The 13,666-nt window shown below is 73.7% G+C and carries 8 protein-coding genes; 5 read left to right on the forward strand and 3 right to left on the reverse strand.

The genetic code is table 11. The features are described 5' to 3' along the window. The first annotated feature begins 314 nt into the window (after positions 1-314). The 4 genes from C4U03_RS32160 to C4U03_RS32175 all read left to right on the forward strand — a co-directional run bounded on the left by C4U03_RS32160 (position 315) and on the right by C4U03_RS32175 (position 9,525). Positions 315-3,116 (forward strand): ATP-binding protein, encoded by a 2,802-nt coding sequence (locus C4U03_RS32160; RefSeq protein WP_160147166.1) that lies wholly within the window; start codon positions 315-317, stop codon positions 3,114-3,116. 274 nt (positions 3,117-3,390) lie between these two features. Then, a complete protein-coding gene (locus C4U03_RS32165) occupies positions 3,391-4,152 on the forward strand; it encodes a hypothetical protein (protein WP_146087593.1) in 762 nt (253 codons plus the stop codon). Beyond that, the gene (locus C4U03_RS32170) at positions 4,149-4,754 is read left to right on the forward strand and encodes a hypothetical protein (protein WP_146087594.1); all 606 of its coding nucleotides are present in this window, start codon (positions 4,149-4,151) and stop codon (positions 4,752-4,754) included. Before C4U03_RS32165 ends, C4U03_RS32170 begins: the two co-directional genes overlap by 4 nt. 4 nt (positions 4,755-4,758) lie before the next feature. Then, positions 4,759-9,525 (forward strand): WD40 repeat domain-containing protein, encoded by a 4,767-nt coding sequence (locus C4U03_RS32175; RefSeq protein WP_103943319.1) that lies wholly within the window; start codon positions 4,759-4,761, stop codon positions 9,523-9,525. A 36-nt stretch (positions 9,526-9,561) separates the two neighbouring features. Here C4U03_RS32175 and C4U03_RS32180 read toward each other — a convergent pair whose 3' ends face one another. Then, the gene (locus C4U03_RS32180; protein WP_103943321.1) at positions 9,562-10,443 is read right to left on the reverse strand and encodes a helix-turn-helix transcriptional regulator; all 882 of its coding nucleotides are present in this window, start codon (positions 10,441-10,443) and stop codon (positions 9,562-9,564) included. Positions 10,444-10,552: 109 nt separating this feature from the next. Here C4U03_RS32180 and C4U03_RS32185 point away from each other — a divergent pair, with 109 nt between their 5' ends. Beyond that, positions 10,553-11,980, forward strand: coding sequence for an MFS transporter (locus C4U03_RS32185; protein WP_103943322.1), 1,428 nt, complete (start codon positions 10,553-10,555; stop codon positions 11,978-11,980). A gap of 34 nt (positions 11,981-12,014) precedes the next feature. Here C4U03_RS32185 and C4U03_RS32190 read toward each other — a convergent pair whose 3' ends face one another. Together C4U03_RS32190 and C4U03_RS32195 are read right to left on the reverse strand one after the other, a co-directional pair. Further along, positions 12,015-12,917 carry a metallophosphoesterase family protein gene (locus C4U03_RS32190; protein ID WP_103943324.1) on the reverse strand — a complete coding sequence of 301 codons (903 nt, stop codon included), beginning with the start codon at positions 12,915-12,917 and terminating at the stop codon, positions 12,015-12,017. Between the two features lie 240 nt (positions 12,918-13,157). Next, on the reverse strand, positions 13,158-13,367 hold the full coding sequence (locus tag C4U03_RS32195) for a hypothetical protein (protein WP_103943325.1): 210 nt from the start codon (positions 13,365-13,367) through the stop codon (positions 13,158-13,160). Between the last annotated feature and the right edge of the window lie 299 nt (positions 13,368-13,666).

Consider the following 13,666-nt stretch of genomic DNA (forward strand, 5'->3'; position numbering starts at 1 on the left):
ATTCCTCACGCCGTCCTGACACCCCTGGTGGGAAGAACCCGGCGGCGTGCCGGTGGACGCGCACGACGGGGGAGTCCAACCGACACCGGCCAGTCGAGGTCGGCGGCCGCGTCCTCCCGAGCCTGGGCGGCAACGGCTCCAGGGTTCCGTCGCATTTTCCGTCCTATCGATGCCGCGAAGCGGTCGTGTTCTCCGGCGTCACCCTGATCCGGTGGGGAGGGGACCGTTGTTTCGGAGGAGTCGAAAATCCGGTCGCCGTTCCTTTCCAGGGACTTCTCTTGTCCCTGGGGAATCCGGGCTGGAAGGATTCCGCCATGGGCGGGCGTTCCCCGGCGGAAGGCAGGGCGGACTTCGGCACCGTGTGGGAGCGGGAGGAGGCGGTCGGGGCGGTCTCCCGGCTGCTGGCCTCGGCTCGCACGGGGCAGGGCGGGGCGGTGTTCCTTCGGGGCGACGCCGGGATGGGCAAGAGCCGCCTCCTGCAGGAGACGGTGGAGCTGGCAGGGACCGGCTTCGCGGTGGGGCGGGCGCAGGGGGCGCCGATCGAGTCGGCGGTGCCGTTCAACGTGGTGGCACAGGCGCTGACCGGGCTGGGAGCCGACGAACTGCTGTCCGGGGCGGCGGTCGATGCGGTGGCCACCCAGTGCTACCGGGTGTGGCGGCGGCTGCGGGCCTGGCCGGACGGCCCCGTCCTGCTGGTGATCGATGATCTGCACTGGGCGGACGCGGATTCGCTGACGCTGCTGTCGTTCCTGTGCCGCCGACTGGGCTCGTCCAGGGTGGCGCTGGTGGCGGCCCTGCGGCCCTGGCCCCCGTCGGCTCTGGACATTTCCCGCGACCTCGGCGACGGCGGCTATGCGCGGATCATCGAACTGGAGCCGCTGAGCGAGCGGGCCGCCGCGCAACTGCTCGCACGGCGGGCGGGACGCGAGCCGTCCGCCGAGACGGTCCGGGCCGCCCACACGATGTGCGCGGGCAACCCGATGCTGCTGGAACACGCGGCGACCCTGCTCGGTGAAGGCGGAGACCTGGACTCGGCGGTCGTACGGGCGCCCGATCTGGTCCGCCCGGAACTGCTGGTGCAGCGGTTCGTCGGCGCGTCGCAGACCGCGATGCGGTGCGCCCGCGCGGGAAGCGTCCTGGGCCTGCGCTTCGACCCCTGCATGGCCGTCGAACTCGCCGGTCTGGCCCCCGAGGCCGGGGACGCGGCCATCGACGGACTCCAGCGCGGCAGGCTGCTGCGCCAGACCCCGGACGGCCTGGTCGAGTTCGTCCACCCGCTGTTCCACCAGTTCCTCTACGAGGATCTGCCGGCGGCGACCCGGCTCCGCCTGCACGCCGCCGCGTTCGGCCTGCTGGCGCGGCGGGGCGCCGAGACGGAGGCCGCCGAGCACGCCATCCGGGGACGGATGGCCGGAGACGCCGCCGCCGTGGCGGTGCTGGTGCGCGTTGGACGCGAGGCGTTCGCGGTGGGGGCGACGGCCACCGCGGCCCGGTACCTGACGGCCGCCCACCGGCTCGCCGGCGACCACGCCGCACCGGAGCCGACCGCCGCGGCCGGCCAGGCCCTCATGGCCGCCGGCCGCGTCACCGAGGCGATCGAGATGTTCGACCGGGCCGCCCGGCACGGCGGTGCCGATGTCCGGCTGGCCGCGACCACCGCCCGCATGCTGGGACGCGCCTGCTACCTGGCCGGCGCGCACCGGCGGGCCGAGGCCGAACTCGCCCGGGCCACCGACCTGGCCCGGTCCGAGGCTCCGGAGATCGCGGTCGAGGCGCTGCTGGACCACGCGACGCTCCGCCACCTGACCGACGGGACCGGGGCACTCCCGCTCGCCGAACGCGCCCTGCGGCTGGCGGCCGGGGCGGGACCCGCGACACGGCGCAGGGTCGGGTCCGCCCGCGGCTACATCGCCTTCCTCGGCGGTGACGCGACGGGCCTGGAGCAGGTGGCCGCCGCCGCCCGGGAGATCGCCGACGATCCGCAGGCACGGCTCGACGACGTGCAGTGGACGTGGGGCGCGCTCGGCAACCACGCGTACGCCGCCAAGTGGGCCGAGCGCTTCGCCGAGTGCCAGGCCGCCTTCGACTTGGTGATCGACGCCGCCGAACGGGCGGGCGCCGTCGGCACGCTGAGCTTCCTGCACATCTCCCGAGCCGAGCTGTTCACCCGCCTCGGCCGCCTTCCCGAGGCCCGCGCCAGTATGGGGCAGGCCCTGGCCATCGAGGACCTCGCGCCGATGTCGGAGCGGTACGCCGCCGCCGCGCACGCGTGGATCCTGCTGCTGTCGGGCGACCTCGACGAGTGCGAGCGGCGCTGCGTCCAGGTGGAGGAGAGCGCCGTCGGCCTGCGCGACGCGGGGACGCTGCTGTGGCTGTGGTACGTGCGCGGACGCCGGTTTCTGCATGAGGGGGCGCTCGCCGAGGCGTGCCGGCAGTTCGATCTGCTGGCCGAGAACACCGAGCGCCTCGGGGTCGGCGAGCCGTGCGTGGTGCCGTGGGGACGCGACGCGATCGTCGCGTACGTCAGGGCCGGCCGGACGGCCGCCGCCGAGCGGATGGTGACCCGACTGGAGACCGCCGCCGGCCGGCTGCCCTGCCGCTGGCCACGGATCGCCGCCGCGACGGGACGGGCGCTGCTGGCCGAGGATCCGCGGGTGGCCGAGCGGGAGTTCGACAGGGCGCTGCGCCTGCACGCGGACGTGGAGCTTCCGCTGGAACAGGTGGAGACCCGGCTCCTGTACGGCGGATGGCTGCGCCGGCAGGGCCGGACGGTCCAGGCCCGGCGGGTCCTCGCCGACGCGCTCGCCACCGCCGAGGCCGCGACCGCGCACTGGCCGGCCGGACGTGCCCTCGACGAGCTGCGGCTGGCGGGCGGCCGGCGAAGGCGCGCACGGCCCACCGCCCTCACCCCGGCCGAGCGGCGGATCGCCGGCCTGGCCGCACGGGGGCTGAGCAACGCACAGATCGCCGAGCGGCTGACGTTGCAGGTCAGCACCGTCGAAACACATCTGAGCCGGGTCTACGGCAAGCTCGGCCTGCGTTCCCGCCGGGACCTGATGATGCGGCGGCCGGCCCTCTTGGAGGGGGAGCACCGGCCCGGAGACCTCGAACCTTAAACATCACCGGTTTCCCTGATGTCCCGGCGCGCGCCGGGACCCCATCCTGGACTTCACGGACCGTGATGGCCAGGGGCGTGCAGGGGGCGGATCCGGCCGGTCGAGCGGCCGCGAGAAGTTCCCGCGGCGGCGTGCGTGTGGGGGACCGGCACATGTGTGGAACGATCTCAAAGGAGACGGATGAGAACTCCGCTCTCCGGTGGGCTTGGGGGCGGTTCGGCCGCGTCGTCATCGCTTCCGGGAATGGTCTGTGATGAGGCGCCCTGACGTCAGGGTGGCGGGCGCCGTCATTGCCCTACTGGTGATCGCGGGGGCCGGGGCGGCCTATTTTCTGACGAGGCCCGCTGCGTCGGTCCGGCTGAATCTGGTGGCCGACACGCAGTTGGCGGCCCTGGAACTGCCCGGGGAACCGTCGGGGTCGTGTGGCACGAGGGTGTGCCGGTCGATCCTCCGGGTCGACAGAAGTGATGAGACCAGGCCCGTGAAGGTGACGGCGCAGGGCGCGCTGCCTGAGGGCGTGCGGCTCGCCTACTGGGGATGCGCGGAGGGCCCCGGCGCGGCCACCTGCACGGTTCGCCCGGACCGCGACACCACGATCTGCGTGACGACCACCGGACCCGCCGATGTGGCGCGCAAGGCCTGCGGGACCAGGCCCGGTCCGCCGGTGTCCGCCGCATCGGGGAAGCTCACCGTCCTTTTCAACACCGAATGGGACATCAAGGTCTTCGGGAACTTCGAGGAGCCCTGTACGAACGGCGGTGTCCTCGGGAGGAAATGCCAGATCACGATGAAGCCCGGCAAGATCTACTACTTGCGCTCCCAGCCCGCGGACCCTTCGCCGCCCGGCCAGCCGAACCCGGACTACAACTATGCGGACTACGAGGGCTGTGACAGCGGCATGGGGCATGGGAGCGCGGGCATCTGCATCGTCTTCGGCGCGACCACCGCCAAGACCGTCTGCCTGTCCACGGGCGACCCCGCGGAGCAGAGACTGGCACGCGAATGCCTGGCCTACCGCAAGGCGCAGACGCCATGACCGGCCGAATGATCGGCCGCGTCGTGAAAGGCATCCTGGCCACCGGATGCGTGCTGGCCGTCGCCGCCTGCGGTGGTGCGGGCGGTGGTGCGGGTGCGGACGCGGGCCGGGACGACGCGAACCCCGTGCCGTCCCCCGCCCCCGCGGCTTCGCAGCGCGTGCCCTTGGTGGTGCTCATGCCCACCGCGTGGAGCACCGGGATCGGCTCCGACATCCCCGGCCAGACCTTCTGCCCCGACATCAGGCGACCCGGCAGAACCGCCCCCCAGACCACCGTGTCCTGCAGGTTCGTCGCGCCCCGCGGTGCGGTCGTCCACCTCACCGCGAAGGTCCGTGAACGGCACCCCACCCTCGTGGGGGGAAACGAGTCCGTCCGGCTCAGCCTGTGCCGCAACGGGTCCTGGTCCGCGCCGACCAAGACCGCGACCTGCACGGTCACCATGACGACCGGGACGGTCCTGTGCCTGGACGAGAACCTGTTCGGCTCCGCGGTCGAGTGTCCGTGGGTGGAGCAGGGGTACGCGCGGTTGCCCGCGACGGTCCCGCCCGGCTTCACTCCCGGCCCGCACACGGCGGCGAGCCCGGACGAGCCGCTGAGCTGACCGGATGAGCGACGGATCCGAGCCCGAGGACGACGAGCGCGCACACGATGGGCAGCCGGGAGAGGAGCAGGACGAACGGAACCGGCTCATGCTGGCCGGGATGCGCGGCAGGCTCGGCCGCTGGGCGCGTTCGTCCGGGTCCCAGGCGCTCCGCTGGACGCCGGGCACGCTCATCGCGGTCCTGGCGGCCGGGGCGTTCAGTCCGCTGCTCACCGGTGGCGCACTGGTGGCGACGGGCTTCGGCGTGCTCGGCGCGGTCGGCGGGAACGTCCTCACCGACGTCCTCCAGTCGGCCGTCCAACGCCTCCGCCCCGACGCGTCCCAGGACGAGATCGCCGAGGAGATCCAACGGCGCATCGAGGAACTGCTGGCCGAGGGCGGTGACCGGGCCGCGTCGCTGCGTTCGGACATCGCGCGGGTGCTGCAGGGCGTCGGATCGATGGGCGAGCTGCTCGGCGAGGCGCTGAGCGACCAGGAGGAGGCACGGCAGCGGCTCCTGGCGGGCCTGGCCGCGCTCGGCGAGGAGTTCGGCGAGTTCCGGTTCCTGCTCCAGGACGTCACCGACGCCCTGGACACCCTGCAGACCAGCGCCGACCTGCACAGCATGCAGCACGATCAGATGATCGACCTGCAGCATCGGCAGCTGACCGAGACCCGCCTCGTCCGGGGCGACCTCGCGGCGCTGGGGCGGGGCCTGCCCGGCGAGCGGGAGCCGGCCCCGGCCGCCAGGTGGTCCGGGGACTGCCCGTACCGGGGCCTGGCCGCCTTCCGGGAGATCGACGCCGAGCTGTTCCACGGCCGGGCCCAGGCCACCGAGGAACTCGTCCGGATCGCGGCCCGGACCATGGCCACCCGGCGGGACGGCCCGCACCTGGTGGTGGTGACCGGTGCCTCCGGGGTCGGGAAGTCCTCGCTGCTGCGCGCCGGGCTGCTGCCCGCCCTGGCGGAGGCCGCCGGGGAACTGCCGGCGGAGGTGGCGCACTGGCCCCGGATCGTGACGACCCCCACGGCGTTCGGGCCTCCGCTGCGCACGCTCGCCCTGCACCTGGCGGCCCTGGCGAGGATCGGCGACCCGGACGCGTTGCGGGAACGGCTGGCCGCCGAGCCCGAGCGGGCCGGTCCGCTCATCCGGCAGGCGCTGCTCGCCGAGGGACTGCGCCGCCAGCGGGCGGGCGCGGCGGGCGACGACCTGAGGCTCGTCCTGGTCGTCGACCAGTTCGAGGATCTGTTCGGCCCGAACGGACCCGGCGACGCGCAGGCCCGGGCGTTCGTCGCCGCCCTGCACGCCGCCGCCGTCTCCCCGCGGGCGGGTCACGGGGTCCCCCCGGCACTGGTGGTGATCGCGGTACGCGGTGACCGGATCGACGACTGTGCCCGGCACCCGGTGCTCAGGCAGGCGCTCCAGGAGAGCCAGTTCGTGCTGGGCCCGATGGAGGAACCGGATCTGCGGCGGGCGATCATCGGCCAGGCGGAGGCCGCCGGGCTGCGCATCGAGAACAGGCTGGTCGAGACGATCCTCGCGGAACTGCGGTCCCCGGAGCTCGCCGCGTTCAAGTCGGGGACGCTGCCGCTGCTGTCCCAGGCGATGCTGCTCACCTGGGAGAGACGCGAGGGGAACAGGCTCAGTGACCGCGCCTACGAGCTGTCGGGCGGCGTGCGCAAAGCCGTTGAGAAGAGCGCGGAGGAGGTCTACGCCGGGCTGACCCCTGAGGAGCAGGCCCTCGCCGAGGGCGCCCTGCGCCGGCTGACGCTCATCGGCCGGGACGAACGCCCGGTCGGCCGCAGGGTCCCCCTGGAGGACCTGAGCGGGCGGTCGCTGCGGGTCCTGGAGAAGTTCGCCGCCAAGCGGCTGGTCGTGATCGGGAACGGCGGAGCCGAGCCCGCCCACCAGATGCTGCTGGAGGCATGGCCCCAGCTGCGGGACTGGCTCAAGGCGGACGTCGAGGAGTGGAAGCTGTACGGCCGCCTCGTCCAAGACGCCGAGCAGTGGTCGGGCAGCCGGCTCGACCCGTCGTTCCTCTACCGAGGGCGGCAACTGGAGACGATCAGAGAGGCCGAGCGGCGGTGGCCGGCCGATCCGGGCCGGTTCCCCACGCTGGAGGAGCGGCAGCGGGAGTTCCTGAACGCCTCCGCCGCCGCCGAGACCGAGCGGCTGCGCAGGCGGCAGGCCCTGCTCGGGGCGATCGCGGCGCTGGTGGTCATCGCCCTGGTCGCCGTCGTCTCGGCGGTGCGGGTGGGCGGCCGGGCGGACGCCGAGCACGCGGCCGGGCTGTCGCGGCGGCTGGCGGCCAGCGGCGCGAGGACCTCCGACCCGGTCGTCGCGGCGCTGCTGGCCGCGGCCGCCTGGCGCGTCGCGCCCACCGACGAGGCCCGCCACGGTCTGCGCGCCGTCCTGGCGGGCCGCCATCGCGGCACGCTCGTCGGGCACCTGGACGGGGTGCGGGCCGTCGCGTTCAGCCCCGACGGCCGGACGCTGGCCACCGGCGGCACCGACAGCCTGGTCAGGCTCTGGGACGTGGCCTCCCACCGGCCGATCGGCAGGCCGCTGGCCGGTCATGCCGGCACCGTGACGTCGGTGGCGTTCGGGCCGGACGGCCGTACGCTGACCAGCGCGGGCGATGACCGTACCGTCCAGCTTTGGGACGTCGCGGCGAAGCGGCGCGTCACCGCGCTGGCGGTCGGCAGCGCCGGGCCCGCCGTCCTCGGCCCAGGGGGCAGTACGTTCTTCGCCGGGGAGCGGCTGTGGGATCTGGCCTCGCGCAGGCCGGTGGGGGAGCCGCTGGACACCACGGTGGGCGGCGTCGCCTTCAGCCCCGACGGCCGGATGGTCGCCACGGCCGACCTCGAAGGGCACGTCCGGCTGTGGGACACGGCCATCCAACGGCAGATCGGCCGGACCCTCACCGGCGCCGCCGGGCCGCTGACCTTCAGCCCTGACGGCGCGTTCCTGCTCACCTCCACCGGGACCGCGCGCCTGCGGCTGTGGGAGGTGGCCGGTCAGCGGACGCTGGGCGACCTGCCGGGCTGTGCTTCGGGTGTTCCCGCGCGCGTCACGGCGTTCGACAGGGACGGTGACACGATCGCAGTCGGCTGCGGCGACGGGTCGCTGCGCCTGTGGGATGTGTTCACCCGCAGGCTCCTCATCGAACCGATCAAGGGGCACGACGCCGCCGTCACCTCGATTTCGTTCAGTCCGGATGGGACGACCCTGGCCAGTGCCGGGGACGGGGAGGGCGCCGTCCGACTGTGGGACGTGCGCAGTCCGCTCCTGGCCTCCGTGAGCGACCGGGACGGGCCGGTCGCGGCCGACCGGAGCGGGAGACGCCTGGCGACCGGAGCGGTCGGCAACGGGGACTGGCATGTCCGGGCCTGGGATCTGACCACCGGCCGGAACACCGCGTTGGGCGGGCACGACGACTGGACCCGCGCCTTCGCCTTCAGCCCTGACGGCGGCGGGCTGGCGGCCGCCGCCGATGACCGGGTCCAGATCTGGGACCTGGCGAGCGGCCGGATACGTACCACCCTTGCCGATGTCGGGCCCGTACAGGCGCTCGCCTACTCCGCGGACGGGAAATCGCTGCTGGTGGTCGCGAGCGAAGCGGGGTTCACGGTAGGGCGATGGGACGTGACGAGCGGCCGCCTGCTGCGGACGCTCGCTCCCAAGGTCGCGCCGAGTGAGAATCTGGAGTCGTCGGGCCATCTGACGCTCAGCCCGGACCTGCGTCTGCTGGCCATGGTCGGGAACGGGCAGACCGTGCGGCTGTGGGACCTCGCCGGCGGCCGTTTCGCGGGAGGGCCGATGGCCGGGCACACCGACCGGATCGACGACGTGGCGTTCAGCCCCGACGGCCGGCTCATCGCCACGGCGGGCTCCGACAGGACCCTGCGGCTGTGGGACACCGCGACCCGGCGCCCTGTCGGCCAGCCGCTGACCGGGCACACCGATGACGTGCTGACCGTCGCCTTCAGCGAGGACGGCCGCACCCTCGCCTCCGGCGGGCGGGACGGCACGATCCGGCTGTGGGACACCGCCACCCGAAGCCCGCTCGGCGCACCGTTCACCGGGCCGTTCGAGTCCGTACGGGCGCTGGCGTTCCTGCCGGGACGGGGAACGCTGGCCGCCGTGGACGACACCCGGACGCTTCGCCTGTGGCGCGTCGGCGAACCATCAGACCTCCTCGGCGCGGTCTGCGCGACGGCCGGACGTCCCATGACGCGGGCGGAGTGGCAGCGGTACGCGCCCGGGGAGGAGTTCCAGACGGTATGCGATCACCGACCGGCGGCTCCTCCCGTGTTCCCCTCCGCCAAAGGTTTCCCCACGCCGCTCCCGGTCGTCACGCCCAGCGCATCCGCCCGGGCGGCCGCGCCTGCGCGGGCGGCCCAGTTCGCCGGCCGTTACACCCTCGTGCTGGATGCGGCGGCGACCAAGGCGGCCTTCCGGCCGGAGGCGCCGGCGCAGACGTACCCGCTCCAGCAGGACATCACCAACAAGGCCGCCCTTTACCGGGGGAGTCGCCCGATCGACTTCGAAGCCGCATGCACCGGGCCGGACTGCGCACTACGCCTGACCGGCTTCGCCGGTGAACCCCCCATCACCCTCGCCCGCACCCGAAGCGGAACCTTCCAAGGCTCCACCGGTGACCGCACCTGGACCGTCCGGGCCGACACCATCGCCGCCGATCGCGTAACGACCTTCACCCTCACGTACCTGATCAGGGATCGCTCCCGCGTCTACAGCGGCACCTTGGAGTTCCGCGGTGCCCGTTCCTGATCCGGGAACCCCTCTCCCGCGGTGCTCGCGGGAGGGTCAGTGGCGGTGGTCCGGGGCGGTCGCCTCCGGGTGGTCGCGGAGCCAGGCGATGCGCTCGCGGCTCTCGTCGTCGACCGGGGTGTAGACGACCAGCCGAGCGCCGGGCAGGGCCGTGACCTCCAGGTTGGTAGACCTGGTCGCCACATCGCCGACCGCGGGGTAGCGGAAGACCTTGTCGCAGGGCCTGGGCGGGGCGACGTCGTGAGTGGCCCACAGGCGGGCGAACTCGGGGCTGGCCTTGCACAGCCGCTGGACGAACTCCTGCCATTCCGGTTCGTGCAGGTGCCGGCTGTACCGGTACCGGAATATGGCGACCTGTTCGGGCGCCTGTTCCTCCAGGTTCAGGATCGGATTGCAGCAGGGCGGCGTGGTGAACACGAACCAGACGGCGTTTCGCTCGGCGGCGGGGGTGTTCACCATGCCCGGGAAGAGCGCGGCGAAGGCCTGGTTCCAGCTCAGCACGTCGGAGCGGGCGTTGAGCAGGGCTGCGGGGAGCGGGTCCAGGTTGTCGAGGATCGTGCGCATGTCCTGGGGCAGGGCGTGGGTCTCGTCCGTGGCGGGCGGTGGCTGCGGCACATCGGCCAGGCGGTAGAGGTGCTCGCGTTCGGCCGCGTCGAGCCGGAGGGTGCGGGCCACGGCGTCCAGCACCTGGGCGCTGGCGTTGATGGGCCGTCCCTGCTCCAGCCACGTGTACCAGGTCACGCCGACCCCGGCGAGCTGGGCGACCTCCTCCCGGCGCAGCCCCGGGGTGCGGCGGCGGGAGCCGGACGGCATGCCCACCTCCTCGGGCGTGATGCGCTCACGCCGGCTGCGCAGGAACGACGCCAGCTCATGGCGGCGCCGCCCGCCGCGCACCGGGACGGTCCTCGGCCGGGTCATCGTCACGGCTCCCACCCTGCCCGGTGAACGCCTCGCGTTCCAGGTGCTGTCAGTACCAGTATCAGCGGGCTCTCGTTACCGGTATCGGCCCGGCCGCAGGCTGTCGCACATGACCCAAGCGACACAGCCGACCGAGGCGCGGCCGGCCGCCACCGCAGCATCCCGTGGGCCCGGCGGCCTGATGCTCGCCGTCCTCCTGCTCGGCCAGTTCATGGCCACCCTGGACGTCAACATCGTCAACGTGGCCCTGCCGACCCTGCGGGCGGACCTGCACGCCTCCGGCGCCGGGCTGCAACTGGTGGTCGCCGGATACGTGCTGTCGTACGCGGTGCTGCTGATCAGCGGGGCGCGGCTGGGCGGCGTCGCCGGGCACCGCCGCATGTTCCAGCTCGGGCTGGCGGTGTTCACCCTGGCGTCGCTGGCGTGCGGGCTGGCGCCGGGGACCGGGCCGCTGATCGGCTTCCGGTTCCTGCAGGGCGCCGGCGCCGCCCTGATGACGCCGCAGGTGATGAGCATGATCCAGCAGAGCTTCGGCGGCGCCGCCCGGGCCCGGGCGCTGGGACTGTACGCGGCGGTGACCGCCGGCGGCGTCGTCGTCGGCCAGGCCGCGGGCGGGCTGCTGGTCAGCGCGGACCTGTTCGGCGCCGGATGGCGGACGGTGTTCCTGGTGAACGTGCCGATCGGCGTGCTGCTGCTGGTCGCCGGGCCGCGCGTCCTGCCGGCGGACGAGCGGCGGCCGGGCGGGGGCCTGGACCTGCCGGGCCTGCTCGTGCTCAGCCCGGCGGTGCTGCTGGTGGTGATGCCGCTGATCCTCGGCCCCGAGACGGGCTGGCCGGCGTGGACCGTGGCCTCCCTGGCCGCCGGCGTCGTGTTCTTCGGCGTCTTCGTCGCGGTGGAGCGGCGCGTCGCCGCGCGCGGCGGGCGCCCCCTGATCTCGGGGCGGGTGCTGCGCGCGCCCGGCCTGCTCCCTGCCGTCGGCGCCCTCCTGCTCGGACCGGGCACGTGGGGCGCGTTCCTGTTCACCACGACCCTGCATCTCCAGGGGGACCTGCGGATGAGCCCCCTGGAGTCCGGGCTGGCGTTCGTCCCGTGCGTTGCGGCGTTCGGGCTGGTCGGCCTGAACTGGCAGCGGCTGCCGGCCCACTGGCACCCTCGGCTGATCCCGGTCGGGTTCGCGCTCGCCGCCGTGGCGTACCTGTGCGTCGGTCCGCTGGCCGGCGGCGGGGTGCCCTACGAGCTCCTCACCGCGTTGATCGGCCTGGGCCTCGGCGTGATGCCCATCATCATCACCGTCGCGCTGGAGCACGTGCCGGTCGAGGACGCCGCCGACGCCAGTGGCCTGCTGCTGACGGTGATGCAGATCAGCCAGGTCGTGGGCGTGGCGACGGTCGGCACCCTGTTCCTCACCCTTGCCCGAGACTCCGGTTCGACCCGCACCGCCGAGTACGGCACCGGCTGGGCGCTCGCGGCGTGCGCCCTCGTCGCGGCGGCCGGCGCCCTGCTGCTGGCCCGGCGCCGCCCCACGGTCGCGGGCTGAAGCCGTCCGCGCGGGGGAGGAGGGCGGAACGCCGTCACCTGGGGCCGGCCAGCCCATGCCCGGCGCACGACCTCACGAGCGCGGCGAGGTCGAGGGCGTCGCCCCTGACGTCGGCGAGCCATTCGTCCCGGACGTACTCGAAGGCGCCGGTCCCGGTGTCGAACAGACCGACGCTCCCGGCCGCCACCTGCTGGCGGGGGTTGATCGGCTCCGGATCCCACCGGGTGACCTTGGGCTGCACCAGCAGGGCGAGCGCGTAGGAGGTCGTGGGGCCGTAGCGGCGCGGCCCGTTGGGATGGTGGTAGTGGCCGCTGACGTGCAGGCGCGGTCGCAGGTGCTCGATGAGCCGGGTCAGCTTCGGCGAGCCCTGCTCCTTGCCGTTCCGGTCGCGGGACATCCCGTACGGGCCGTCATGGGTGACCAGGATGTCTACGCTGCCCGGTTCGGCGGCCATCAGCCGCGCGTACGCGCCCTCGTCCAGGTCCATCTTCCCGGGGGCCTCGATCAGCCCGAGGAAGGCCACCCGCTGCCCGGCCGTCTCCACCACGTTCCCGCAGGCGACATGGCGGTAGGCGCCGAGCGGATCCACCGGCGCGACCTCACCGGCCGCCGCGTCGTGCAGTGCGGCCAGCCATGGGTGGTCCTCGTGGTTGCCGCTGACGAACAGCACCGGCGGGATCTGCCCGAGGGCCAGGCGCACGCCTGCGGCGAACGGCGGCGGCGGATCGAGCAGGCGCATGAAGTCGCCCTGGGCGGGGTGGCCGCGCCCGAAGCGGCGGCTGGACTCATCCAGCCGCTCGGGCGACGGATAGGCGCCCAGGTCCCCGACCTGGATCACGGCGTCGAGCCGGATCCCGCGCCGGGCCTGGAGCATCACCGCCGCGCCCAGCGCGTGCAGCACACAACCGTGGACATCACCCAAGAAAGCGATCTTCATCGCCCGTCGACCTTTCCGAGAGCCGTTCGCAGGACACGGCACGGGCCGGGCGGCGCAACGATGCGGTGTCAACCACCGGCCTGCGACCGGTGACTCACATCCCAGCGCTCCACCGCCGTCTCGGCGACCGAGCCGATCGGAGCTTGACGCCCACACCGGCCGGCGGTCAAGCGCGGACGAGGTACCAGGGACTCGAAGGCTCCTTTCGGCCGGACCGGAAGCGGCCTCAGGGAGGCGGGGTCATCGGCGCGAGCGGCCGACGAGGAGACCGATCAGGAGCCCGACGGCCAGGCCGACGACGACGCCGATCAGGATGCCGGCGATCAGTCCGGCCGCCAGCCCGATGGTGAAGAAGACGGCGAGCCCGACGGCCAGGCCCAGGATCAGCCCGGCGATGAGCCCGGCCAGCAGGCCGAGCAGAAGTCCGGCGATCAGAGCTGGCACCGTCATCGGCTCCCGTACCGCCGTCGCCGGTCCCGGCACCGCACCGGTGCGGGCCGGGAGCGCTGCGGGGCCGGTCCGCCGCCGGGCACCGCGCGCGTCCGATCGCTGATCATCGGCATGTCTCCGGCGGCGTCCCCAGCAGGCACGGCCGTGTCCATTCGCCCCATGCGCTCATCCAGTTCCGCCTCCTACCGCCGCCCTCGGTGTGCGATCCCCTTGTCTCTGGAGATGTTTCCGCTGGTGGGTGGGGTGGAAACCGGTATGTGACCAGTGCGAGGAGGACGATGAGCAGACGGGACCGGTGC

The organism is Thermomonospora echinospora (assembly GCF_900108175.1).
GTDB lineage: Bacteria > Actinomycetota > Actinomycetes > Streptosporangiales > Streptosporangiaceae > Thermomonospora > Thermomonospora echinospora.